The following is a 24,370-nucleotide window of genomic DNA, read 5'->3' as shown; positions in this document are numbered from 1 at the left end:
TGTCGTGTGCTTCGCGTGCGCGCCCCCGAGCGCGCGGACAGCCGATTCGACGCGGCCGTCGGGGCGGCCGCGATCGCGCCTGCGTCGCTGCAGGCGCGATGATCTTGGGTCGCGCGGCGGGCTCAGGCGCCCGCCGCGGCGGTGACGGGCGGGGGCCCGGAGGCGGCCTCGCGGTCGAACAGCCGCGCGCCGATCGCCTCGGCCACGTGCGCCGCGCGCACGGCAGCGCTCCTGTCCATGTCGGCGAGCGTCCGGGCGACCCGCAGCACCTTGGTGTACGCCCGCGCCGAGAGGCCGAGCCGCTCCACGGCCGACGCGAGCACGCGCGCGCCGGAGACGTCCGGCATGGCCACGCGCGCGAGATCGCGCGGGCCGAGCTCGGCGTTGTGCGTCGCCGCGACCTCGCCCGCCTCGAAGCGCGCGCGCTGCGCGGCCCGGGCCTCGACCACGCGCGCCCGCACGGCGGCCGAGCTCTCGGGCGCGTGCAAGGGCGCCCGGCCGTCGTCCTTCGCCGCCCCGAGCGGCGCGCACAGGTGAGCGACGTCGACCGGAGGCAAGGCGATGTGCAGATCGATGCGATCGAGCAGCGGCCCGCTCAGCCGCGCGCGGTAGGCGCGCACGCGGTCGAGGGAGCAGACGCAGCGATTCCCGCGATCCCCGTAGAAGCCGCACGGACAGGGGTTGATGGCGGCGACCAGGATCGGACGCGCAGGGAACACGACGCGGGCGCGAGCGCGACAGAGGGCGACCGTGCCCTCCTCGAGGGGCTCGCGGAGGGCCTCGAGGACGCCGCGGCGGAACTCGAGGAGCTCGTCGAGGAACAGGCAACCATGGTGGGCCAGGGAGACCTCGCCCGGGCGGATCGGATCGCCGCCGCCGACGAGGCCCGCGGCGCTCACGGTGTGGTGCGGGGCGCGGAAGGGGCGCGCCGCGACGAGGCCCCGGTCCGGGGAGAGCAGCCCGGCGACCGAGTGGATCGCGGTGATGTCCAGCGCCTCCTCGTAGGACATGGGCGGCATGATCGTCGGCAGTCGGCGCGCCAACATGGTCTTTCCGCTGCCCGGCGGGCCAAGCATGATGAGGTTGTGCCCGCCGGCGGCCGCGATCTCGAGGGCGCGGCGCGCCCCGTGCTGGCCGCGGACCTCGGCGAGATCCACCGCCGCGGCGCTGGGCTCGGCGACGACCGTGGCCACGGAGCCGGCGCCGGGGAGGGCCTTGTTGCCGCGGAGGTGCGCGACGACCTGGCCGAGGTGCTCGGCGATGAAGACGTCGACGCCGGCCACGCTCGCCGCCTCGCGCGCATTGCCGTGAGGCACGATCGCGCGCAGGATCCCCTGCTCCGCCGCGCCGCGCAGCGCCGGCAGCACGCCGCGCACCGGGCGCACCGCGCCGCTCAACGAGAGCTCGCCGAGCAAGCCGATCTGGTCGAGCCCTTCGGCCGGAACCTTGCCGAGCGCGGCGAGCGCGGCGATGGCGATCGCGAGGTCGTACGCGCCGCCGCTCTTCTTGAGGTCTGCCGGGGCGAGGTTCACGGTGATCACATATTCGTCGAGCTCGACGCCGAGTTGCTGGAGGGCAGCGCGGACGCGCACGCGGCTCTCTCGGACGCTCGCCTCGGCGAGGCCCACCATCTGAAAGAACGAGGGGCCGCGGCCGGAGTCGACCTCCACGCGGATGGGGTGGGCGTCGAGCCCGAGCAGCGAGAACGTGAGCGCCGTGGCCTGCATGTCCGAGCCCTTTCGCGAACGGCGTGCCAGGCAGGGACACACGCAATTTCAGGGACTTACGGGCGGTCAGGGGTGGCGGATGCGGCGGAGGGGGTGGCGGCCGCCAGGGGCGCCGGGACCGAGGCGCGCGCGGGCCCCTCCCCCGGCGCACCCACGTTGGGTTCGCGGCAGGTCGCTCGCCCTGCGTGCGCACGCAGCGTCGCGCCCTCCCCGCGCGGAGCGCCTGCTGCTCGGCACGCATGCCCGAGCCTTCCGCCATCGCGCCTCACGCGCGTGCGCGAGCTCCCTCATTGACACGGCTGCGCACGGAGCACAGGGAGGGTCCGAGCCAGAACGAATGCGCTGCCATGGTGCCCCGGCGATGGCGATCCGGCGAGGCGGAGCGGCCCCTGACCGCCCGCCCCGCAGCCTCGATCGCCCGGCCCGCGCAGGAGGACGCGCTCATGCGTGTTGCCAGCGATATCGGCGGGACGTTCACGGACCTCGTCGCCTTCGATGAGGAGACAGGAGAGCTCTCGCTCGCCAAGGTCCCCACCACACCGGACGATCTCACGCGAGGTGTCCTCGAGGCCCTCAATCAGGCGCGGATCGACGCCGCCCGCATGGGGTCCTTCATCCACGGCACCACCCTGATCATCAACGCCCTCACCGAGCGCAAAGGCGCTCGGACCGGGCTGCTCACGACGCGGGGCTTTCGCGACGTCCTGGAGATCGGCCGGGCCAACCGGCCGGACATCTACAACTTCTCCTTCCGCAAACCCGAGCCCTTCGTCCCCCGAGACCTCCGCCTCGAGGTCACCGAGCGGCTGGACCACAAGGGCGAAGTGCTGACGCCGCTCGACGAGGACAGCGTGCGGCGCGGCGTCCGCGCGCTCCTCGACCGGGGCGCCCGCGCCATCGCCATCTGCTTCCTGCACGCCTACCGGAACCCGGCCCACGAGCGCCGCGCCGCCGAGATCGCCCGGGCAGAGGCCCCCGCCATACCGGTGACCGCGTCGTCCGAGATCACGCGGGAGTGGCGCGAGTACGAGCGCACGAGCACCGCGGTGCTGAACGCCTATGTCCAGCCGCTCGCCGCCGCGTACCTGAGCAGCCTGGAGAGCAGATTGATCGGGCGCGGCGCGGCGGGGTCATCGCTCCATGTCATGCAGTCGAGCGGCGGCATCACGACGTTCCCCGAGGCGGGCGCCGCGCCCATCCGCCTCGTCGAGTCCGGGCCTGCAGGCAGCGTCCTCGGCGCCCTCGCCCTCGGGCAGCTCCTCGGGGAGCGCGACATCATTTGCCTCGATATCGGGGGCACGACCGCCAAGTGCGCCGTCCTCCAGGGCGGAGAGGCGCGCGTCACCACCGAATACAAGGTGGAATGGACCCCGACGTCCCCCGGATACCCCCTCATGATCCCGGTGGTCGATATCGCGGAGATCGGCGCAGGCGGCGGCTCGATCGCCCGTATCGACGAGGCCGGGCGGCTGGAGGTCGGCCCGCGATCGGCAGGCGCTGTGCCGGGGCCGGCCTGCTACGGTCGAGGTGGAGAGGAGCCGACCACCACCGACGCGAACCTCCTGTGCGGCCGCATCAACCCCGCATACTTCCTCGGCGGCCGCATCCCGCTCGACGTGCAGGCCGCCCGCCGGGCGATCCGCCGCATCGCCGCGCCCTGCGGCGTCACCGAGGCCGAGGCCGCGCGCGGGGTCGTCCGCCTCGCAAACGCGATCACGGAGAGCCTGCTCAGGCGCGTGACCGTCCGCCGCGGGCACGATCCGCGGGAGTTCGCGCTCGTCGCCTTCGGCGGCGGCGGCTCGATGCACGCCTCGGCCCTGGCGCGCAGCCTCCGGATCCGACGGGTCATCATCCCGGTCGCACCCGCGCATTTCTCGGCCTGGGGCATGCTCATGGCCGACGCGCGGGTCGACCTCGTGCGGACCGCGCTCGTGCGCGCCGAGCCCTCGCAGACAGGCGCGCTCGCCGCGCTCCTCCGAGAGCTCGAGCACGAGAGCAGCGCCCTCGTCTGCCGGGGAGGGCTCGACCCGGCGCGCGTCTCTGCGCGCCGCTTCGCCGAGCTGCGTTATGCCGGTCAGGAGCATACCGTCAAGGTCGCGCTCCCCGCCGGCACGCTGGACAGCGCTGCGCTGAGCGAGACCCTGGGGCGCTTCCACGCCCTCCACGAGCAGCGTTACACCTTTCGCCTGGACGCTGCCGTGGAGATCGTGAGCCTCCACGTCGCAGCCGTCGGCGCCGTGGACAGGCCGCGTCCGGCGCGGCTCGATCGCTCTCCGCCGGATCCCACGCCCGCGCGCAAGGGCGCTCGCGCCGTCGACTTCGACGAGCTCGGCGTGCTGGAGAGCCCCGTGTACGAGCGCGCTCGCCTGAGGCCGGGCATGCGCGTCGACGGACCGGCCGTCGTCGAGGAGCCGGCCGCCTCGACGATCCTGTCTCCAGGAGATCGCCTCGCCGTGCACGAGCAGGGCAGCCTCCTCATCGACATCGACGCCTCCGCCCGGTGACGCGCGCCTCGACCCCTCAGCCGATGGATCTGTCATGAGCACGAGAACGAGGATCGATCCCTTCACGCTCGAGATCATCAAGAACGAGCTCATCGCCGCGGGCGACGACATGTTCCACGCGCTGCAGCGTGCCGCCATGAGCCCCATCATCTACGAGGTACTCGATTACGCCGCCGGGCTCACGGACGCGCGCGGAGACCTCCTCACCCAGGGCAACGGGGTCGCCGACTTCATCGGCGCGCTGAGCTTCGGCGTGGCCCACGTCCTCGACAAGTTCGGCAAAGAGCGCCTGGCCAGCGGCGATGTCGTCATCCTGAACGATCCCTACGTGGGCGGCGGCACGCACCTCTCCGACGTCGCGCTGATCATGCCGATCTTCCACGAGGGCGAGCTCGTCGCGTTCTCCGTGGACAAGGCGCACTGGACCGAGGTGGGCGGCAAGGATCCGGGCTCCTGGACCACGGACGCGACCGATGTGTTCCAGGAAGGGCTCCAGTTCCCGGGCATCAAGCTCTTCAATGCCGGCAGGCCCGACGAGGGGCTCCTCGAGCTCATCCGGGCCAACGTACGCACGCCCGACGCGACGCTCGGCGACCTGCACGCCTGCGTGGGCGCGCTGCGCGTAGGTGAGCGCGCGCTGCACCGCATCCTCCGCAAGTTCGGCAAGGCGACCGTCCTCCACGCCATGCAGGAGCTCCTCGACGAGGGGGAGCGCAGGGCTCGCTTGGAGCTGGAGAGGCTCCCCCGCGGGTCGTACGAGGCGACCGACTTCATCGACGACGACGGCGTCGGGAACGGCCCGTTCGAGGTGCGGGTGACGGTGACGATCGACGATAGCTTCCTCTGCGACTTCACAGGGACGAGCGCGCAGGTGCCGGGGCCGATCAACTGCGGCCGCACCGGCCTGCATTCCGCGGTACGCCAGGCCTGGAAGGCGCTCACCGATCCGCAGCTCCCGACCAATGAAGGCGTATTCCGGCCGGTCCGGGTCGTGTGCCCTCCGGGGACGATCTTCACGGCCGACAGGCCGGCCCCGGTCTCCACCTACTGGGAGACCATGCAGTACGCGACGGATCTCGTCTGGAAAGCCCTGGCGCACCTCGCCCCGCGCCGCCTGACCGCCGGACACTTCCTCTCCGTCTGCGGGACGATCATCCATGGCATTCACCCCGACGACGGCACCCCCTACCTCCTCGTCGAGCCGCAGGCGGGCGGCTGGGGGGCGGGCGCGGATAAGGACGGCGAGAACGGCCTCGTCTGCGCCGGCGACGGAGAGACCTACATGATCCCCGTCGAGATCTGCGAGGCCCGCTACGGGCTCCGCGTCGAGCAGGTTGCGCTGGATATCGTGGACGGCGGGGCCGGCGAGCGACGCGGCGGGCGAGGCCTCGTGCGCGACTACCGCATCACGTCGGCGTGGGCCAAGGTGACCGCGACCTTCGGTCGGCATCGATTCCCTCCATGGGGCTTGAACGGCGGCCAGCAAGGCTCGCCCAACTACCTGGAGCTCGTACATGAGGACGGCAGTCGGACCGCGCTGGGCAAGTGCGCCCGCCACCTCCTCAAGCGGGGTGAGCTCTGCCGGCTGCACACGGGCACCGGCGGCGGGTACGGCGATCCGGCGCGGCGGAGCCGCGAGCGCGTGCTCGAGGATCTGCGCTGCGGCTACATCACCGAGGAGCAGGCCCGGCGCGATTACGGCCTCGACCCCGCGCATGAGCCAGCAACAAGGGCCCTCCCCTCCGAGGAGGGATGAGCCTCACGGCGGCCTGCGGAGGTGACCGCTCATGCGCATGGGCATCGACGTCGGCGGGACCAACACCGACGCTGTCATGATGGACGGCAGCGAGGTCGTGGCGAAGGTCAAGGCGCCGACCACGACCGAGGTGAGCTGCGGTGTCCTCGACGCCGTGACGCGCCTGCTGGCGCGAGCGCGGGTACCGGTCGGCCAGATCCGCGGCGTCATGGTCGGCACCACCCACTTCACGAACGCGCTCGTCGAGCGCCGCCGGCTGCAGGAGGTCGCGGCGGTGCGGCTCGGGCTGCCGGCGACCGCGGCCCTGCCGCCCATGGTGGACTGGCCTCTCGATCTGCGGAGCGAGCTCGGCGACCACGGCTTTCTCGTCCATGGAGGCCACGAGTTCGATGGTCGCAGGCTGTCGTCCGTCGACGCCGACGAGCTGCGCCGCGTCGCCCGGGAGATCGGCCGAAGGGGCGTCCGCTCCGTCGCGATCACGAGCGTCTTCTCACCGGTCAACCCCGAGGCCGAGCTCGAAGCCGCGGCGATCCTGCGCGAGGTGCTGCCGGACGCGTCGCTCAGCCTGTCGCACGAGATCGGCCGGATAGGCCTCCTCGAGCGCGAGAACGCGTCGATCCTGAACGCATGTCTCAAGGAGCTGGCGCAGACGACCATCCGCGCGCTCCGTGAGTCGCTGGCGCAGGCCGGCGTCTCGGCGCCGCTCTACCTCGCCCAGAACGACGGCACCCTGATGAGCGCCGACCGGGCGGAGCGTTCTCCGGTGAGCGCCCTGTGCTCCGGTCCCACGAACTCGATGCGCGGCGCCGCGTTCCTCACGGGCCTCACGGACGCGATCGTGGTCGATATCGGCGGCACCACCACCGACGTGGGCGCGCTGCGCCGCGGGCTCCCGCGCGAGGCGTCGATGACGCGAAAGGTGGCCGGCGTGCGCTGCAACTTCCGCATGCCCGATGTGCGCTCCATCGGGCTCGGCGGCGGCACTCGCGTGCTCGACGCCCCTCTCCGGATCGGGCCGCGGAGCGTCGGCCACGAGCTGGCTCGGCGAGCGCTGGTGTTCGGCGGCGACACGTTGACAGCCACCGACATCGCCGTGGCCGCGGGGTTCGCCGCGATCGGCGACCGCGCGAGGGTCGCGCATCTCCCAGGCGAGCTCGTCGCGCGCGCGGCCGAGCGGATCCACGAGATGGTCGAGGCCGCCGTCGACCGGGCCAAGCCGGCGGCGGGAGACATGCCGGTGGTCCTCGTGGGCGGCGGCGCCTCGCTGATTCGCGGGCCGCTCCAGGGGACCTCCGAGATCATCAGGCCTCGGCACGCCGAGGTCGCCAACGCGGTCGGCGCCGCCATCGCGCAGGTATCCGGCGAGGTGGACCGCATCGTCAGCCTGGAACGCGTCTCCCGGGAAGACGCGCTGGCCGAGGCGCAGGCGGAGGCGATCGCGAGGGCCTCCGCCGCCGGCGCCGACCCGGCCAGCGTCCAGCTCGTCGACGTCGAGGAGGTGCCGCTCGCCTACCTGCCGTCGAGCGCGACCCGGATCCGGGTCAAGGCGATCGGCGATCTCCGGAGCGCGTGAGGAGGCCGGCATGGGGCTCGTGCTCGAGCGCAAGGACCTGCGCGACCTGTCCCTCGGCGCCGCCTTCCTCGGCACGGGCGGCGGCGGTGATCCCTACATCGATACGTTTCATGTCCACGGCGTCCCCGGGACCGATGGCCATCACGGACGAGCACGGCGATACGGTGATCCTCACGGCGTGCGACGACTTCCGGAAGGAGTGGATCGCCCGCGGCGTCACGATCCGCATGGGAGGCTGCGCGCACACCGCCGAGTACCCCATGGACGGGCGGACGGCGCGGAGAGCCGCCATCGCCGGCACCCTGGGCGTCTGTCTCGCGATCGGGAGGGGAGATCACCGCGGTGCTCACCGGAGTCGCCGGCCAGCGAGAGGGCCTGTCCACGTATGTCCTCGCCCAGTGGGCCGGCCTGGGGCGTCACGGCGCCTCCCTGTTCGGATTGTGCACGGTGGTGAGCCTGGTCGGGTGGTTCGGTGTCCAGAACGCCATCTTCGCCGAGGGGCTCGCGGCGCTCGCCGGCGCGGGCCTGCCGCTGTGGGCTTATTGCATCCTCACCGGCGCCGCCGTCACGCTGATCGTGATCTACGGGTTCCGCTCGATGGCCTGGACCTCGTACATCACGGTTCCCCTCTTCCTGGCCCTGAGCGCCTGGGCCATCCGGAACGCCCTCGCCCGGCACGAGCTGGCCGATCTCGTAGCGATGCCCCCGAAAGGAGAGCCCATGAGCGTCGCGGCCGGCGCGACCCTGGTGGCCGGCGGGTTCATCGTGGGTGCGGTCATCACCCCGGACATGACCCGCTACAACCGTTCGGCGGCCGACGTGGTCAAGCAGACGCTCATCGGTGTGACCCTCGGCGAGTACACGATCGGGCTCACCGGCGTGCTCCTGGCGCACGCCGTCCAGAGCGCGAATGTCGTCCACATCGTGACGACGGAGGTCGGGGTCGCCGGAGCGGCGATCCTCGTGACGGGCACGTTTCCCCCGCAGGTGGAACCCCCGAGCCTTCGCCCGCTCCTCGCCTGGGCAGGCGGGGCGGCGGCGGGAACCCTCGTCCCTGTCGGCATCCCGGCCATCAACGCGCTCCTGGGCGGCTTCCTCGCCCACGTCGCGCTGAGCCCAGGACGTGGACCTCGATGGCCCCGGGCGCTCGCTGGCCTCGGGCGCGCTACTCGGGCGCGCGATGCCTCGCCACGACGATCGTGATGTCGTCGTCCGGGCTCGGGCACCAGCCCTCGACCGCCTCGAGGATCCGGTCGCGGATCACGTCGACGGGCGCCGTCTGGACAGCCTCGATGATGGCGCACAGCCGCTCCAGCCCGAACTGCTCGTGCTGCGCGTTGCGCGCCTCGGTCACACCATCGCTGTAGAGCACGAGCACGTCCCCGTCCTCCAGGAAGAGCTCGGCGTCCCGTGTCATCGCCCCGATCTCGGGCAGCGCACCGATCCAGACCCCGGAGCTCGCGATACACGTGCAGCGCCGGGTGCGCGCCGAACACACGATCATGTCGTCGTGCGCGCCGGCGAACGTCACGCGCCCGCTGCGCTCGTACCGGAGCAGGAGGAGCGTCGCATGCTCGTCGCGGTCCAGGCGTCCGCGGACGTTCTTGTAGATCGCCTTGTTGAGCGCGACGACGACCCTCGCGGGGCTCGCGCTCGGGTCGTTGCTCGTCAGCGCCGACACCATGCTCTGGATCATCAGCATGATGAGGCCCGCCGCGAGCCCGTGCCCGGCCACGTCGCCGATCCCGAGCCAACCGCCGCCGGGCGTCGCGAACACGTCGTAGTAGTCGCCGCCGACCTCGGCCGCCGGCTGCATCACCGCGCAGAGCTCGAGCCCCTCGATCGAGAGCTGCTTCGGCACCAGCGCGGTCTGGATGCGCGCCGCGACCTGGCTCTCCTGGCGCACGCGCTCCTGCTCCAGGCGCTCGCGCAGCTCCACCTCCCGCACGACCTCCCGGTGCAGCGCCGCGGCCTTGACCGCGGAGCCGAGCTGGAGCCGCAGGACGTCGTAGCTCATGGCGCTGGCGCGGCTGTCGAGCACCGCGACGCCGAACGTCTCCACGTCGCCGAACGCGACCGGGAGCACGACCCTGCTGCTGCGCTCCGCGCCGCCGAGGAACCCCGGCGGCGCGAGGCGGCGCGCCGGGAAGCTCACGGGCGGCGCCTCCACCTCGCGGCCATGATGCATCAGGAACAGCGGCCTCAGCGAGGCGCGCTGGGCGTCGTCGTAGAGCGACACCGCCACGTGCGAGAGCTGCATCCGCGGCAGCTCCGACGCCAGCAGGCCCTTGAGGACCGGCAGGCTCAAGCACGCGGCGAACCCCCGTGCGCCGTAGATCACGTCGAACGCGGCGAGCTCCACGCGGAGCCGCTGCTCGCCCTCGACGTGCACGGACTCGCTCCCGATCACGATCCGCGCGGCGTGCCAGAGCGGCTCCAGGGCCGCCGCGGCCGCCGGCCGGACCCGCTCGCGCAAGAGGGAGATCACGGCCTGGAACTGGTCGAGGAGCACGCCCTCGCGCCTCGCCTCGTCGAGGAGCGCCTGGAGCGCACGCAGGAAGCTGCCCCGGTCGCCCGCGAGCTCCTCCTCCAGCGCGGTCAGCAGGTCGCCCGCCCAGCCGTCGAGCGCGCCGATAGGGATCGCGACGCTCCTCCTGAGCGCGCTCTCCAGAGGCGCCCGCTGGTCGGAGACCGGGCGCGGATAGCCCTGCACCGACGGCGACGGCGGGAGGACCGTGTCGCCCGGGCGGTAGCCGCAGCCGCAGGACTCGCGCTGCGTGAGCTCGACCTCCGCGAGCTCCAGCGCCGGGACGGCCTCGCCGCCGATCAGGCGGAGGATCGTGCTCACGGCCATCCCCCCGAGGCGTTTGATCGGCTGATGGACGGTGGTGAGCGACGGCTTCGTGAAGCGGGCAATGCCGACGTCATCGAAGCCGCACACGAGGACGTCCTCGGGGATGCGGAGCCCCTCCGCCTTGAGCACCTCGATCGCCGCGAGCGCCATCCTGTCGTTGGCGGCCACCACGGCGTCGAACTCGGCCCCGCGCGCCAGGATCTCGCGCATCGCCTCGCGTCCGGTCGGTATCGTGAACGCGCCGACCGCCACGAGGCGCTCGTCGCAAGGGAGCGCCCGCGCCGCGAGCGCCCTCCGGTACCCGCCGGCGCGCAGCTGCGCCTCCTCGCTGCTCAGCGGCCCGCCGATATACGCGATGCGCCGGCGCCCGTGCTCGTCGGCCAAATGCGCGACCGAGATCTCGCTCCCGAGGGCGTTGTCGACCATGAGGCTCGGGACTCCATCGATCGCCGTCCCGATGCTGCACACCGGCAGCGGCGCGAAGGACCGGCAGAACGCCCGCATGACGTCGACGCCGCCGTAGCGGGAGAGCGTCGACGAGGCGACGATGACACCGTCGGCCGTGTCCGGACCGATGAGGTGATAGAAGGTGCTCCGGTCCGTCTCGTCCGGCCGGAGGGCGCTCGACGGGTCGCCGAACGCCGTCAGCAGGTTGACGTCGTGCGCCTCGGCCGCGCGCTCGACCCCGGCGCGCAGCTCCGACTGATAGTCGCCGACGACATTGTCGATCAGAAACGCGATCGTCCGTCGCTTCCTCGTCATGGCCTCGGGCCCTCGGCTCATGCGTCGGCGATCGAGACGAGCTCCGGGCACATGCGATCCAGGGGCCTGAGGCTCCGGCGCTGCCACGCGAGCTGCGCGTCCGTCACGAACCGTATCCTGCATTTCATGCCGTGGCCGACGAGGCTGCAGATGAGGCTGACGAACGCCTTGAGGCAGCTCGAGCTCATGAAGCCCAGCCCGCGCACGTCGAGCTCGAGCGTGCTCACCGAGAGGCGCGCCACCTCGCCCTCCAGGGCCTTGACGTACCTGCTGAGCGGCGCGGCAGCCGCCATGTCCCCCCTGCCGGTGAGCTTGACGCTGAGGGTGTCGTCCCTCAGCGCCGGCTCGATCCCGAAGCCGTCGGCAACGAGAGGGCCCACGCGCAAGCTCCTCATAGCTCCTCCATCCCTCGACCGGCGCGCCGTGCCCGCCAGATCGCCTTCCTCGGCGCTACAGCCAGCGCTGGTCCGGTGGTCGACACGAGCCCTCCATCCTACAGCGTCCTCGCGCTGGATCCAATCCCCTCCTGCGCGCGCAGCCGTTCGTAGCACGACGACCCGCGCACGACCCGCGCGCGCCATTCGTGCTCCTCATCACAGCCGAGCCCGTCCCCCCGGCTCCCCCGAGGCCGCGATCCCCGCCGGCACCGGCGACGCGACGCGGTCCACCGGCGCTGAGCGCGACTCACGTGACTCACGTAACTCACGTAGCCGAGCGATCACGCCGCCTCGCCTCCCGCGTCGCACGCGCGTCCAGCTGCGATGACGCGTCGTCCGGCGCGCCGCAGCCATCGACGCCTACATCAGCGACAGAGACGCAAGATCAGCGATAAGGCGGCAGGACCAGAGAACGAGAGGACGAGAGATCCCCCATTTGCAAAAAATCGCACCGAGCTTCGTTGCATGCTTGAACAATCATTCGATCTTGTCTTACAGTCTTGGATTGTCGTTGTGTGGCTGGGGAGCCACTCGACACCACGGAGGCATCCATGACTCGATTGCCCGGTTCACGGTGGGCGACGCTAGGCGCTCTCGTCGCATCCCTGACTGCAGTATCGCTCTCCGGGGCCCCGGCGCTCGCCGCGCCGTCGTTCACCGCCTTCGAGAGCGGCCAGGTCCGCCCGCTGGCCATCTCACCCGACGGGAAGCTGCTCTTCGCCGTCAACACGCCGGACAACCGCCTCGAGGTGTTCCGCATCGGCAGCGGTGGCCTGGAGCACCGCACGTCGATATCGGTCGGGCTGGAGCCGGTGGCCGTGGCCGCCCGCAGCAATAACGAGGTCTGGGTCGTCAACCACCTGTCGGACAGCGTGAGCGTCGTCCAGCTGGGCCTCGGCGGGCAAACCGGGCGCGTCGTGCGCACGCTCCTCGTCGGCGACGAGCCGCGCGACATCGTGTTCGCCGGTCCCGGGCGAAACCGCGCCTTCATCACGACGGCGCACCGCGGCCAGAACGTCCCCTACGACCCCCAGTTCACGACGCCTGGCGTCGGCCGCGCCGACGTGTGGGTCTTCGACGCAAACCAGCTCGGCCAGTCGCTCGGGGGTAATCCGCTCAACATCATCACCCTCTTCAGCGACACGCCGCGCGCCCTCGCCGTGACCCCGGACGGCACCCGCGTGTACGCCGCGGCGTTCCACTCCGGCAACCGCACCGCCACCGTCAACGAGGCGCTGGTCCCCGACGGCTTCGGGCCGAACGGCGCGCCCGGGCCCAGCACCAACTTCGAGGGCGCGCCGGCGCCGGAGGTCGCCGTCATCGTGAAATACGACGGCGGCCACTGGTACGACGAGCGGGGCAATCTCTGGGACGACCAGATGAGGTTCTCGCTGCCCGACAAGGACGTCTTCGTCATCGACGCCACGGCGAACCCCCCGGCGTGGATCAGCGGAGCGCAGGGCTTCTTCTCCGGGGTCGGGACGATCCTCTTCAACATGGCCGTCAACCCGGTGAACGGGAAGGTCTACGTCGCCAACACCGAGGCCTTCAGCCAGCAGAACTTCGAGGGCCCCGGCCTCTTCGCCGGCGAGACCACGCGCGGCCACCTGCACGAGAGCCGGATCACCGTCCTCAGCCCGGGGAGCGTCGCGCCGCGGCACCTCAACAAGCACATCGACTACAGCACCTGCTGCGCCCCGGTCCCCAACGCCGAGAACGCGAAGAGCCTCGCCTTCCCGCAGGAGATGGCCGTGACCAGCAACGGCGCGACGCTGTACGTCGCCGCGCTCGGGTCGAGCAAGATCGGCGTCTTCAGCACCGCCGCGCTCGAGAACGACACGTTCGTGCCGAGCACCGCGAACCAGATCCCGGTGAGCGGCGGCGGGCCGACCGGCCTCGTGCTCGACGAGAGCAGGAATCGCCTCTACGTGCTGACCCGCTTCGACAACTCCATCTCGATCATCAACACCACATCGAAGACCGAGGTGGGACACGTCCCGATGCATAACCCCGAGCCGGCCAGCATCGTGAACGGCCGCCGCTTCCTCTATGACGCCTCGCTCACGTCGAGCCACGGCGACTCGGCCTGCGCGAGCTGCCACGTCTTCGGCGATCTCGACGACCTGGCCTGGAACCTCGGCAACCCCGACGCCCCCGTCGTGCCGGACCCGGGCCCGTTCCCGTTCGGCCTCTATGACGTCATCTTCAACCAGGAGATCACCGACCCGATCTTCCACCCGATGAAGGGGCCGATGATGACGCAGAGCCTGCGCGGCCTCGCCAACCACGGGCCGATGCACTGGCGCGGCGACCGCACCGGGGGCAATCTCGAGCCGTCCGCGCAGCCGGACGACGGGGCGTTCGACGAGCGGGAGGCCTTCCGGCAGTTCCAGGTGGCGTTCGCCGACCTGCTCGGGCGCAGCGGGCCCCTCCCCGCCGCGGACATGGAGGCGTTCACCGACTTCATGCTCCAGGTCACCTACCCGCCCAACCCGATCAGGAACCTGGACAACTCGCTCACGCCCGATCAGCAGGCAGGGAAGGACTTCTACAACGGCCCCGTGGTCAACTCGATCGCGAGCTGCGGCGGCTGCCACGTCGTCGACCCGGACGCCAACCCGGGCGACGACTTCCCCGGCTTCTTCGGGACGAGCGGCGCCTCCGTCTTCGACTTCCAGACGCAGCTCTTCAAGATACCGCAGCTCCGCAACGTGTACACCAAGGTCGGCGCCTTCGGCCTCGCGGATATCCCCTTCGTCTTCCTGCCGCGCGACAACCAGCACGTGGGGGACCAGATCCGCGGGTTCGGCATCCTGAACAACGGCACCGTCGACACGATGTACCGGTTCTTCTCCGCGATCGGGTTCTCCAACCAGTTCCCGAACAACCCCGACGCCATCCCCTTCACCCCGGCGGGCGACGTGCTGCGCCGGCAGCTCGAGGCCTATGTGCTCGCCATCGAGAGCAACATGGCGCCGATCGTCGGCCAGCAGGTGACGCTCAATCACAACAACAGCGCGGTGGCCGGGCCGCGCATCGACCTGCTCATGGATCGCGCCGACGTCGGGGAGTGCGATCTCGTGGCGAAGACCCAGGGGTTCCTGCACGAGGTCGGGTTCCTCTACGTGGGCAACGGCCACTTCCTCACCGACCGGCAGGTCCTCCCGCCCATCAGCGACGCGGTGCTCCGCCTGCTGTCCACCCAGACGCACCACGATCTGACGTACACGTGCACGCCGCCCGGCTCGGGCGCGCGCGCCGGCATCGATCGCGACAGCGACGGCTTCCTCGACGGGGACGAGCGCGACGCCGGCAGCGACCCCGCCGATCCGAACAGCACGCCCTGACCCTCCCCCGACGCCGCTGCGCGCGCCCCGTGTGCGCGCGCGGCGGCGCCGCCCGCGCCACCTAGGCGGACCGCGCGCGGCGGCGCCGCGCGATCACGCCTGCCGCGGCGCCCCTGGCCGACGCCCGGGCGAGCCCGAGAGCCCGTTCGGGCCCAGCGCATACGCGATGCTGCTCTGCAGCGTCCCCATCGTCACGATCGATCCCAGGAAGACGTTCTGCTCGATGAGCGCGCGCGCCACCTCGGGCCGCACCCCGGACAGCACCGTCTTCGCCCCGAGGAGCTGCAGCGCCTTGGCCGTCTTGATCAGCGCGTCCGCCACCGTGGCGTCGACCTGCGCCACGCCGGTGATGTCCAGGATCACCGCCTTGGCCTGCCGCGAGTGGAACCCGGTCAGCGCCGTCTCGAGCACCTGCTGCGCGCGCTCCCCGTCCATCGCCCCGACGATCGGCATGACCAGCACGTCGTCCGTGATGGGGATGATCGGCGTCTGCCGGCGCATCATCTCCTGCTGCAGGAGCGCCCGCTCCGCCTCGGACGCGGCGCGCAGCTCGAGCTCCCGCTGCAGCTGCTCGTTCGAGCGCTGCAGCGCCTCGGTGCCCGCGCGGATGCTCGCGATGAGCAGCGCGTTCTCCAGCGCGATGGCCGCCTGCGACGCGAGGAGCCCGCAGACCTCGACCCTGCCGGGCGTGAACGCCCGCTGCACCACGTTGTTCTCCAGGTACAGGAGCCCCGCCGAGCGCCCCTGGTGCGTCATCGAGAGGCACAGGATCGAGCGAGGCCTCCGCTCCGCGACGTACGGATCCGCCGCGAAGCGGCTGTCGTGCCGCGCGTCGTTCACCACGACCGGCTCCCGCGTCCTCGCGACGAGCTGGACGACGCTCGCCGCGACCTCCCTGCCGTCGAGCGCCGGGATCGACAGCCCCGTCTCCACCACGTCGGGATCGACGCGCATCGACGCCACGATCACGAGCTTCCCGTCGCGCTCCAGGATCAGCGCGCCCCGCTGCGCCCCCGCGTTCGCGACCACGCTCCGCATCAGCCGGTCGAGCAGCCGATCGAGCACGTTCTCGCCCGCGACCGCCTGCATGGCCTTCACGACCGTCGCGACGTCGAACGACTCGGTGCTCCCCCGGCGCGTCACCGTCGTGCCGACGACCCGGGTCGGCTGCGCGTCGCCGAGGGACGAGAGGTCGAGCAGCTGCTCGTGCTCCTTCGCGAGGTGCTCCGCCTTCGCGGTCGCCCCCCACCGGAGGTACGCCCGGTACGCGTCGGCCATGTGCCACCGCGCGATCCGCTCCCGGCCCCGCCGCAGGTAGAACCGCGCGCACAGCTCGTGCGCGAGCGCCTCCTGGTGCGTGAACTGGCCCTGCCGCGCGCCCTCGATCGCCTGATCGTAGAGCTCCGCCGCCTCCGCGTCCTCGCCGAGGACGCGCGCCACCTCCGCCCCGATCAGCCGCTCCTTGTGCGCGTAGTTCTCCGGCGCGTGCCGCGCCCAGCCCGCCAGCTTCGCCCGGTGCTCGGCGACGGCCGCGAGGTGCCGCTCCCGCTCCTCCGCCGTCGCCGTCGCGCACAGCGCGAGCAGCGCGAGGCTCAGGTAGAAGGGGATGTCGTTCGCGAGGAACAGGCCCATCGCGCTCCCGCTGTGCTTCTCGGCGCGCGCCGCCATCAGGAGCGCGCCCTCGGGGTCGCCGTACAGCACCGCGAGCACGAGCATGTTCACGAAGTACCAGCACCTCGGCAGCTCCTGCGCGGGCGCGAGCCCCGCGAGGAACGCGGCCTCGTCGAACGCGCCGTCGCTCAGGCTCCTCCGCCCGTTCGTCCTGCCCTCCAGGCAGGCGATCATCTGCTGCGCGACGACGAGGACCGGCGTGCCGAGCGGATCCTGCGTCCGCTGCAGGAACCGCAAATACCCGGTCAGATCCTCGCGGAGCGCGCCGAGCTCGTGGCCCGAGCAGAGCAGGATCGTCGCGATGTTCAGGCAGGCGTACGCCCCGAAGCTGAAGTCGCCCGAGCTCAGCCCGGCCTCGTACGCCTTGGCGAGGCACGCGACCGAGGCGCGGACCGGCTCGAAGAGGTGGGAAGGCGCGCCGCACACGACGTACGCCTTGCACTGGAGCTCCACCCCCGCGGGCCGCTCGCAGAGAGAAAGCGAGACGCCCTGGAACCGCCGCGCCTCCTCGGGCCGCCCCATCCCCCCGGCGAGCAGCAGGCAGTAGAGGCCGTACGCGCACGCCGCCGCGGGCGAGTTGCCGTACCTCAGCGAGAGGTTGACCTGGGTCGCCGCGATGAGCGCGAGCAGCGCGGGGTTGAGCGTGTACGCCCCCGGGATCATCGCCGCCAGGAGCCGCAGCGCGGCCAGCTGCTCCTCGTCGCCGACCCACGGCGCGTCCGCGAGCTCCTCGACCCGGCGGCCGGCCAGGCGGACCGGCACCTCCGCGAGCGCGGCCCCGAACGCCGCCTGGATCGCCTCGAGCGGCTCCGGCAGCTCGATCCCGAAGAGCGCCACGCCCTCGCGGCCGACCCGCAGCACGTCCTCGAACTCCCCGCGCATCGTGTGCACGAGGATCCGGAGGTTATAGACCTCCGCGCGCTCGAGGCGCGAGCGCGCGTGCCCGAGGAGCTCGCGGATCGACGCCTCCGCGTGCTTCTCGTTGCCGCTCAGCCACTCGGACTCCGCCCGCTCCCGGTGCAGCGCGAAGCAGAGCGCGTAGTCCTCCTCCCACCCCCGCGGCCCGAGCAGCGACAGCCCCGTCCTGAAGTGCTCCGACGCGGCCGCGTGCGCCATGGACGCCTTGGCGCGCTTCCCCACGGCGAGGTTGAGCCGCGCGAGATCGAGCTGCTCCGCGCGGTCCTCGATCAGCGCCGCGCCGATGTTGCAGTGGCTCACGACCTTGAACAGATCCTCGTCGCGCGACTCCCCGCTCAGCTGCGCCCGCATGAGGCGGCCGATCCGGAGGTGCACCTCCTGCTTGCGCGCGTCCTCGATCAGGCTGTAGGCCGCCTGCTGCCCCCGGTCGTGGAGGAACCGGTACCGCACCGAGAGCGGCAGCTCCGCCGGCGCGCCGCCCGGCGCGTGCAGCAGCCGGTAATCGGAGTCGAGCGGCAGCACGAGCCCCTCGCGCAGCGCCTCCCAGAGATCGGCCGCGACGTCCGCCGGCGGCATCTCGCGCACGGTCGCCAGCGTCTTCAGATCGAACTGGTGACCGATGCACGCGGCGAGCTGGAGCACGAGCTGCGTCGCCGGCGAGAGGCGCTGCATCTTGTCGATGAGCAGATCGTGCACGCTCACGGCGCCCCAGCGCTGCCGGATCGGCTCGAGGTCCCACGTCCACCGCCCGGCGCCCGGGTCGAAGGACACGAGCCCCGCCGCGACCAGCTCCTTGAGCAGCTGGCTCAGGAAGAACGGATTGCCCTTGCTCGTCGCATACAGCACCTCCGCGAGCGCCTGCACCTGCTCCGGGCGCGCGCCCAGCGCGTCCGCGACGAGCTGTTGCACGTCCGCGCGCGAGAGCGGCGGGAGCAGGAGCTCGCGCCGCGGGACGCCCGCCGCCTTGAGCTCGCCGAGCCAGGTCATGAGCGGCTGTCCCGCGATCGCCTCCTGGTCGCGGTAGGCGCCGATGATCAGCAGGTAGGCCCCGCCCGGATCGGTCAGGACGACGTGCAAGAGCTTCAGCGAGGCCGGGTCGGCCCACTGGAGGTCGTCGAGGAAGAGCACCACCGGGTGCTCCGCCGACGTGATGACGCGCAAGAAGTCCTGGAACACCAGGTTGAAGCGGTTCTGCGCCTCGTTCGGCCCGAGCTCGGCCACCGCGGGCTGCGGGCCGATGACGAGCTCGAGCTCCGGGATGAGCTCCACGAGGATCTGCGCGTTCTTCCCCGCGGCCGCGAGGAGCTTGTCCTTCCATTGCTCGAGCGACTCGGCCGGCTCGGTCAAAAGCTGCCGGACGCGCTGGCGCAGCGCGCCCGCCACGGGCGCGTGCGGCATGTTCCGGCTCAGCTGATCGAACTTCCCCTCGATGAAGTGCCCGCGCCGCTGCGCGACCTCCTTCTGGAGCTCGTTCACGAGCGCCGATTTCCCGATCCCGGCGCCGCCCGCGATGAGCAGCAGCTCGCACCGGCCCCCGCGCGCCCGCTCGAAGGCCGCGAGCAGCTCGGCCATCTGCGCGTCGCGCCCGTAGAGCCTCTGCGGCAGCCTGAGCTCGCTCGCGACATCGCGCGATCCAAGCTCGAACGGCTCGATACGGCCGGTCGCCTCGAGCGCCGAGAGGCACGCGTCCAGATCGGCCTTGAGCCCGGTCCCGCTCTGGTACCGCTCCTCGGCGACCTTGGACATCAGCTTCTGCACGATGTCGGACACGGCCCTCGGGATCTCCGGCGAGCGCTCGCACAGCGGCGTCGCGACCCGCGCGATGTGGCTGTGCATGAGGTCGACCGGATCGGCCGCCTGGAAGGGGAGCACGCCGGCGAAGAGCTCGTACAGCGTCACTCCCAGCGAGTAGAGGTCAGTCCGGTAATCGATGACGCGGTTCATTCGGCCGGTCTGCTCCGGCGACATGTAGGCCAGCGTCCCCTCGAGCAGGTCCGGGCGCTCCGCGGCCAGCGTCTCCTCCGAGAGCCGCGTCGAGCTGCCGAGGTCCGTCAGCTTGACCTGCCACGTCTCCGGGTTGACCAGGATGTTCTGCGGCTTGACGTCCTTGTGGATGACGTGCTTTCCATGCACCGCGGCCAGCGTGCCGGCCAGCGACGAGGCGATACGCAGCTTGGTCTTGAGGTCGAGCGGCGCCGACCGGGCGAGCTTGTCGAGCGTCACCCCCGGGAAGTACTCCATCACGAGCGCCGCCCCGCCCGGGATGCTCTCCAGCCGATGGGCGCGAACGACGCTATCGATGTTGAGGTGACGCGAGATCTCGAGCTCATGCCGGAGCTGCGCGACATGCCGCTGGCCGGGGTGCTCACCCTTCAGCACCTTGATCGCCACCGGGGTACCGTCGGCGTCGCGCTTCGCGCGGTAGATTACGGTATCCGCGGTGTCGTACATCTGCTCAACCAGTGTGAAGGGCAGATCTTCGATCCTGGTCTTGCGCATGGTTTGTCGATGGTTGCATGGGCAGAACGCCCGTGGCAAGCGCTTAAGCTCGCTGCGGCAGGGCGGGTGATGTGCGCCGTGGTGCGGTGAGCGCGAGTCCGAGCGGCGCGATACCGCAGCTCACGGAGCGTGGGTGAGCCGGAGAACGGTGGGTCTCGGCGCGGGGCGAGTGAGCACCTCGGAAGGCTCGACGCCGGCCGGCCGGCCGGACGGCGCGCGCGCGCGGCTACGCGATGCGCGCCCGGCGGCCGACGCCCCGCGCCGCGCGGTAGTCGGTGAGCAGCGATCCGAGGATGGTGGCCGCGCCCGTGGCGGCGTGGATGAGCGCGGCGAGCGGCGAGCGCTTCGCGTAGCCGAGCACGAACGGCGCCGCGATCGCGGACGCGCCCCACGCGTGGTCGATGGCCTCGTGCACCTCGATCGGGATCAGCTTCGCCAGGCTCAGGCGATAGTCGGTGAGCAGGGAGACGGACACGACCGACGCGCCGAGGATCACGCCGGCGATCTTCGCCGACGGCTTCTGCGCGGACAGGCCGGCGAGGGCGACGATGATGCCATTCGAGTAATCGATGACGGAGTGGACGTCCTGGGGGACGACGCGCGCGAGGGGCAGGACGCCGAGGAGCGGCCTCGAGGGAATCGTCGCCTTCAGCTGCGTCTCCCGCGCGATCAGGCCCGGTCGTTCGAGCTCTGCGGTGGTCCGGTCGTCCGGCGGCAGGCGGGTCGCCGGCAGGTCGTCCGCGCCCAGAGAAACGTTGGATTGTGCCATGGATACCTCCCGTGACGGGAGAGGCAATCCGCAGACCGGAGCACAAGCGCACACACGTATTCAGCGATCGAGCCGGTTCAGCGGGCGAGGCTGTTCAGCGATCGAGCCGGTTCAGCAGGCGAGCCGGCTCTCCGGGGATGAGCGATGCTAGGCTGCGCGGCCATGGGAGTCCGGATCATTCCTCTCGGCGGCCTCGGTGAGGTCGGGATGAATGCGATGCTGATCGAGGAGGAAGGCCGCCGCGTGCTCGTCGACTGCGGCGTCATGTTCCCCAACGACCAGGTGCTCGGCGTCGAGGTGGCGATCCCCGACCTCAGCTACGTGCGCGAGGCGGGCGGGGTCGACGCGGTGATCGTGACGCACGGCCACGAGGATCACATCGGCGGGCTGCCGTCGCTGCTTCGCGAGTTCCCGGTCCCCGTGTACGGGACGCGCTTCACCCTCCGGCTCGTGCGCGAGCGCCTCGTCGAGCACGGCATCGACGTGCCGCTCCGCGAGGTCGAGCCCCAGCAGCACTTCACGGCGGGCCCGTTCCGCGCCGAGCCCCTGCGCGTGACCCACTCCATCCCCGACGCGGTCGGCTTCGCGATCGAGACGGGCGAGGGCATCCTCATCCACACCGGCGACTACAAGATCGATCTCACCCCCGTGGGCGGCGAGCGGCTCGATCTCGGCCGCTTCGCCGAGTACGGCCGCGCCGGCGTGGCGGCCCTCCTGTCCGACTCCACCAACTCCGAGCGCGACGGCTGGTCGGTGAGCGAGACCGCCGTGGCCGAGGGGTTCCTCCGGCCGTTTCGCGAGGCGAAGGGCCGCATCCTGGTCGCCCTGTTCGCCTCCAACGTCCACCGGGTCCAGAGCGTCCTCGACCTCGCCGCCCAGCTCGGCCGCAAGGTCGTGCTCGCCGGGCGCAGCCTCGCGACCAACACGCGGATCGCCGAGGAGATCGGCATCCTGACCGTCCCCCCCGGCGTGCTCGTCGACGACGCCACCGCGGCCACGCTCCCGCGCGAGCGCCTCATCGTGCTCGCCTCGGGCGCGCAGGGCGAGCCGAACAGCGCGCTCGCGCGCATGGCCGTCGGCGATCACCACCGGCTGCGGGTCGACCCGGGCGACACGGTGATCTTCTCGTCCCGCGCCATCCCCGGCAACGAGATCGCCGTCAGCCAGCTCGCCAACCGCCTGGCGAGGCGCGGCGCCGTGGTGCTCGATCGCGGCCTCGACCCGATCCATGCGAGCGGCCACGCCCAGGCGGAGGAGCAGAAGGTGCTCCTCGACGCGGTCCGGCCGGAGCACTTCGTCCCGATCCACGGCGAGTACCGGATGCTGCTCGCCCACGCGCGCACGGCGCTCCGGATGGGCGTGCCGGCGTCGGGGGTCTTCGTGGTCGAGGACGGCGAGTCGCTGGTCATCGAGAACGGCCGGATGCGGCTCGGGGACGCGGTGAAGAGCGGGCGCGTGTGGCTCGACGCGCGCGGCGGGCTCGACGTCTCCGAGATAGTGCTGCGCGAGCGCGAGCAGATCTCGGATCAGGGGCTCGTGATGGTGCTGGTCGTGGCCGACCGCAAGACGGGCGAGGTCCTGCGCGGCCCCGAGCTCCTGGGGCGCGGGGTGGCGCACTTCGAGGAGGGCGGCCCGCTGTTCGCGGCCGCGCTCGAGAGCGCGCGCGACGCCCTCGCGGCGCTGTCGCCGGCGGCGCGCACGCTGGCGCCGGCGCTGGAGGACGCGCTCAGCCGCGGCGTGCGGCGGGTGTTCCGGCGCGAAGCCTCGCGCCGCCCCGCCGTGCTCCCCCTGGCCGTGCTCCTGTGAGGCGCCGCGGTCGCCGCCGCGCGCGGCGCGCGGCGCGGGCGGCGTCCGGCGGCGACCCGGGGGCCTCAGGCGCCGCGCCGCGCGCTGACGCGCCCATTTCCCGCCTCCTCACGCTGGGCCCTTTCCTGAGCGCAACGAGTGATTACGGTGCAGGGACCGGCGGAGCCCCTTTGCTCTGCCGTGGCACGGCCGGCGTCGGCTCGTGGTTCCTCCTGGGGATTGCCTCCAGGGCTTCGCGCTCCGGCGCGCAGCCGGGTGGACCACCGCGGCACGGCCCCATGGTGGAGCGATCGAGATGAAGGAGAAGCCCATGAGCTCGCTCCTGGCGGGCGAGACCGGAACGACGATGAGGGAAGAGAGGGACGCTCGCGACGAGGTGCAGCTCGACGCCGGGCTCGGCGCAGCCCTGCCGTCTCGATGGGACGCGCCTTCGGGCGAGCGAGCCGCGCCGCCGGGCGAGGACGTGACCGAGATCTACCTCCAGGAGATCTCGCGCAACGCGCCGCTCAGCCGGGATCTCGAGGTGGAGCTCGGCCGGCGGATCGAGTCGGCGGAGCGCGCGGGCATCGAGGCCTGGGTGGCGTCGCCCGTCGCGCTGCGCGAGCTCGCGGCGCTCGCGGACGACCTCCGGGCGGGGCGGGTCGCCGCGGGCGAGGTGCTGCTGAACGCGGACGCGGACGAGGAGGCGCGCGACGCGGCGTCGGCGCGGCTCGCGCGGCTGCTCGGGCTCGCGCGGTCCGCGGCCGAGGCCGGCGAGGCCGCGTCACGCGGTGCCCGGGCCGAGCTCTCGGCCGGGCTCACCGACGCGCGCCTGGGCCCCGCGGTGGAGGAGCGGATCGAGCGCGCGCTGCGCGAGGCCGAGGCCGCGGCCGGCGGGCCCGAGCTGGCGGCGATCGAGGGGACGCTCTCGGCGATGCGCGACGCCCGCCGCGCGGCGGCGGAAGCGCGGGCCGAGATCGTCCGCGCGAACCTGCGCCTGGTGGCGTCGGCCGCCCGCCAGCTGAAGCACCGCGGCGTGCCGCTGCTCGATCTGATCCAGGAGGGCAACCTCGGGCTGATGCGCGCGGCGGAGAAGTTCGACTACCGGCGCGGGTACCGGTTCAGCACGTACGCCACCTGGTGGATCAAGCAGGCGCTCTCGCGCGCGCTGATCTACCAGGGCCAGGTCATCAAGGTGCCGGTCCACTTCGCCGAGACCCGGCGCCGGGCGCTGCAAGCGCGCAAGGAGCTCGAGCAGGAGCACGCGCGCGAGGCGGCGCCGGAGGAGGTGGCCGAGCGGAGCGGGCTGCCGATGGAGAAGATCCAGACGCTGCGGGAGCTGGCGCTGCCGCTCGTGTACCTGGACGCTCCGGCCGGGGACGACGACGGCGCGCGCGCGGGCGACTTCTTCGCGAGCGGCGACGCGGCGCCGGACGAGCTCCTGGTCCACCGGCGGCTGCACACGCAGGTGCGCTCGCTGCTCCAGTCGCTGACCCCGCGCGAGCGCGAGGTGCTGCGGCTCCGGTTCGGCCTCGACGGCGAGCAGACGCACACGCTCGCCGAGATCGGCGGCATGTTCTCGGTGAGCCGGGAGCGGGTGCGGCAGATCGAGGAGAACGCCCTGAGCAAGCTGCGGACCCTGTCGCGCCGGCAGGCGCTCGACACCCCGCTCGGGGGTTAGGGCCGGCAGCGCAACACGGTCCAATTCAGCGCCTCTCCGCGCGCTCCCGCTCTGGCCCTCGGTGCGCCTCGCGCGCACCACGTCGCC

12 protein-coding genes and 1 pseudogene are annotated in these 24,370 nt (G+C 72.1%); 8 read left to right on the top strand and 5 right to left on the bottom strand.

Going from position 1 to position 24,370, the window contains the following annotated elements; translation table 11 throughout:
• Window positions 1–122: 122 nt before the first annotated feature.
• The gene (locus WME83_RS15570) at window positions 123–1,727 is read right to left on the bottom strand and encodes a YifB family Mg chelatase-like AAA ATPase (RefSeq protein ID WP_437320066.1); all 1,605 of its coding nucleotides are present in this window, start codon (window positions 1,725–1,727) and stop codon (window positions 123–125) included.
• Window positions 1,728–2,170: 443 nt separating this feature from the next.
• Between WME83_RS15570 and WME83_RS15565 the strand changes: the two genes are divergently transcribed.
• From WME83_RS15565 to WME83_RS15545, 5 genes and pseudogenes are all read left to right on the top strand, one after another.
• A complete protein-coding gene (locus tag WME83_RS15565) occupies window positions 2,171–4,231 on the top strand; it encodes a hydantoinase/oxoprolinase family protein (RefSeq protein WP_437320065.1) in 2,061 nt (686 codons plus the stop codon).
• Window positions 4,232–4,265: 34 nt separating this feature from the next.
• Complete coding sequence (locus WME83_RS15560; protein WP_437320064.1) at window positions 4,266–5,987, top strand: hydantoinase B/oxoprolinase family protein; 1,722 nt, start codon at window positions 4,266–4,268, stop codon at window positions 5,985–5,987.
• Window positions 5,988–6,018: 31 nt separating this feature from the next.
• Window positions 6,019–7,560, top strand: coding sequence for a hydantoinase/oxoprolinase N-terminal domain-containing protein (locus WME83_RS15555; RefSeq protein WP_437320063.1), 1,542 nt, complete (start codon window positions 6,019–6,021; stop codon window positions 7,558–7,560).
• Window positions 7,561–7,670: 110 nt separating this feature from the next.
• Window positions 7,671–7,868: pseudogene (locus WME83_RS15550) on the top strand (S-methyl thiohydantoin desulfurase domain-containing protein); the annotation flags it as partial.
• A 34-nt stretch (window positions 7,869–7,902) separates the two neighbouring features.
• Complete coding sequence (locus WME83_RS15545) at window positions 7,903–8,763, top strand: cytosine permease (RefSeq protein ID WP_437320062.1); 861 nt, start codon at window positions 7,903–7,905, stop codon at window positions 8,761–8,763.
• On the opposite strand, the gene WME83_RS15540 is transcribed toward WME83_RS15545, so the two are convergent.
• Both WME83_RS15540 and WME83_RS15535 read right to left on the bottom strand, forming a co-directional pair.
• Window positions 8,726–11,176 (bottom strand): SpoIIE family protein phosphatase, encoded by a 2,451-nt coding sequence (locus WME83_RS15540; protein ID WP_437320061.1) that lies wholly within the window; start codon window positions 11,174–11,176, stop codon window positions 8,726–8,728. The two genes, WME83_RS15545 and WME83_RS15540, sit on opposite strands and share 38 nt — an antisense overlap.
• A 17-nt stretch (window positions 11,177–11,193) precedes the next feature.
• Complete coding sequence (locus tag WME83_RS15535; RefSeq protein WP_437320060.1) at window positions 11,194–11,571, bottom strand: hypothetical protein; 378 nt, start codon at window positions 11,569–11,571, stop codon at window positions 11,194–11,196.
• A 593-nt stretch (window positions 11,572–12,164) separates the two neighbouring features.
• Here WME83_RS15535 and WME83_RS15530 point away from each other — a divergent pair.
• Complete coding sequence (locus WME83_RS15530) at window positions 12,165–14,960, top strand: beta-propeller fold lactonase family protein (protein ID WP_437320059.1); 2,796 nt, start codon at window positions 12,165–12,167, stop codon at window positions 14,958–14,960.
• 93 nt (window positions 14,961–15,053) lie between these two features.
• Here WME83_RS15530 and WME83_RS15525 read toward each other — a convergent pair whose 3' ends face one another.
• Both WME83_RS15525 and WME83_RS15520 read right to left on the bottom strand, forming a co-directional pair.
• On the bottom strand, window positions 15,054–20,048 hold the full coding sequence (locus WME83_RS15525; RefSeq protein WP_437320058.1) for an AAA family ATPase: 4,995 nt from the start codon (window positions 20,046–20,048) through the stop codon (window positions 15,054–15,056).
• A gap of 226 nt (window positions 20,049–20,274) precedes the next feature.
• On the bottom strand, window positions 20,275–20,817 hold the full coding sequence (locus tag WME83_RS15520) for an SPW repeat domain-containing protein (protein WP_437320057.1): 543 nt from the start codon (window positions 20,815–20,817) through the stop codon (window positions 20,275–20,277).
• Between the two features lie 144 nt (window positions 20,818–20,961).
• Between WME83_RS15520 and WME83_RS15515 the strand changes: the two genes are divergently transcribed.
• The gene (locus WME83_RS15515) at window positions 20,962–22,623 is read left to right on the top strand and encodes a ribonuclease J (RefSeq protein ID WP_437320056.1); all 1,662 of its coding nucleotides are present in this window, start codon (window positions 20,962–20,964) and stop codon (window positions 22,621–22,623) included.
• Window positions 22,624–22,933: 310 nt separating this feature from the next.
• Window positions 22,934–24,283 (top strand): RNA polymerase sigma factor RpoD/SigA, encoded by a 1,350-nt coding sequence (locus WME83_RS15510; RefSeq protein WP_437320055.1) that lies wholly within the window; start codon window positions 22,934–22,936, stop codon window positions 24,281–24,283.
• The last annotated feature ends 87 nt before the right edge of the window (window positions 24,284–24,370 follow it).

This window comes from Sorangium sp. So ce385 (assembly GCF_051474135.1).
In the GTDB taxonomy this organism is placed as follows: domain Bacteria; phylum Myxococcota_A; class Polyangia; order Polyangiales; family Polyangiaceae; genus Sorangium; species Sorangium cellulosum_D.
Note: the sequence above shows the minus strand (reverse complement) of the source record. Positions and strands in the feature narration are given on the sequence as shown.

Coding starts and splice junctions, on each gene's coding strand:
- WME83_RS15570 (WP_437320066.1), bottom strand. CDS start 1,727: ATGCAGGCCACGGCGCTCACGTTCTCGCTGCTCGGGCTCGACGCCCAC.
- WME83_RS15565 (WP_437320065.1), top strand. CDS start 2,171: ATGCGTGTTGCCAGCGATATCGGCGGGACGTTCACGGACCTCGTCGCC.
- WME83_RS15560 (WP_437320064.1), top strand. CDS start 4,266: ATGAGCACGAGAACGAGGATCGATCCCTTCACGCTCGAGATCATCAAG.
- WME83_RS15555 (WP_437320063.1), top strand. CDS start 6,019: ATGCGCATGGGCATCGACGTCGGCGGGACCAACACCGACGCTGTCATG.
- WME83_RS15540 (WP_437320061.1), bottom strand. CDS start 11,176: ATGACGAGGAAGCGACGGACGATCGCGTTTCTGATCGACAATGTCGTC.
- WME83_RS15535 (WP_437320060.1), bottom strand. CDS start 11,571: ATGAGGAGCTTGCGCGTGGGCCCTCTCGTTGCCGACGGCTTCGGGATC.
- WME83_RS15530 (WP_437320059.1), top strand. CDS start 12,165: ATGACTCGATTGCCCGGTTCACGGTGGGCGACGCTAGGCGCTCTCGTC.
- WME83_RS15525 (WP_437320058.1), bottom strand. CDS start 20,048: ATGCGCAAGACCAGGATCGAAGATCTGCCCTTCACACTGGTTGAGCAG.
- WME83_RS15520 (WP_437320057.1), bottom strand. CDS start 20,817: ATGGCACAATCCAACGTTTCTCTGGGCGCGGACGACCTGCCGGCGACC.
- WME83_RS15515 (WP_437320056.1), top strand. CDS start 20,962: ATGCTAGGCTGCGCGGCCATGGGAGTCCGGATCATTCCTCTCGGCGGC.
- WME83_RS15510 (WP_437320055.1), top strand. CDS start 22,934: ATGAGCTCGCTCCTGGCGGGCGAGACCGGAACGACGATGAGGGAAGAG.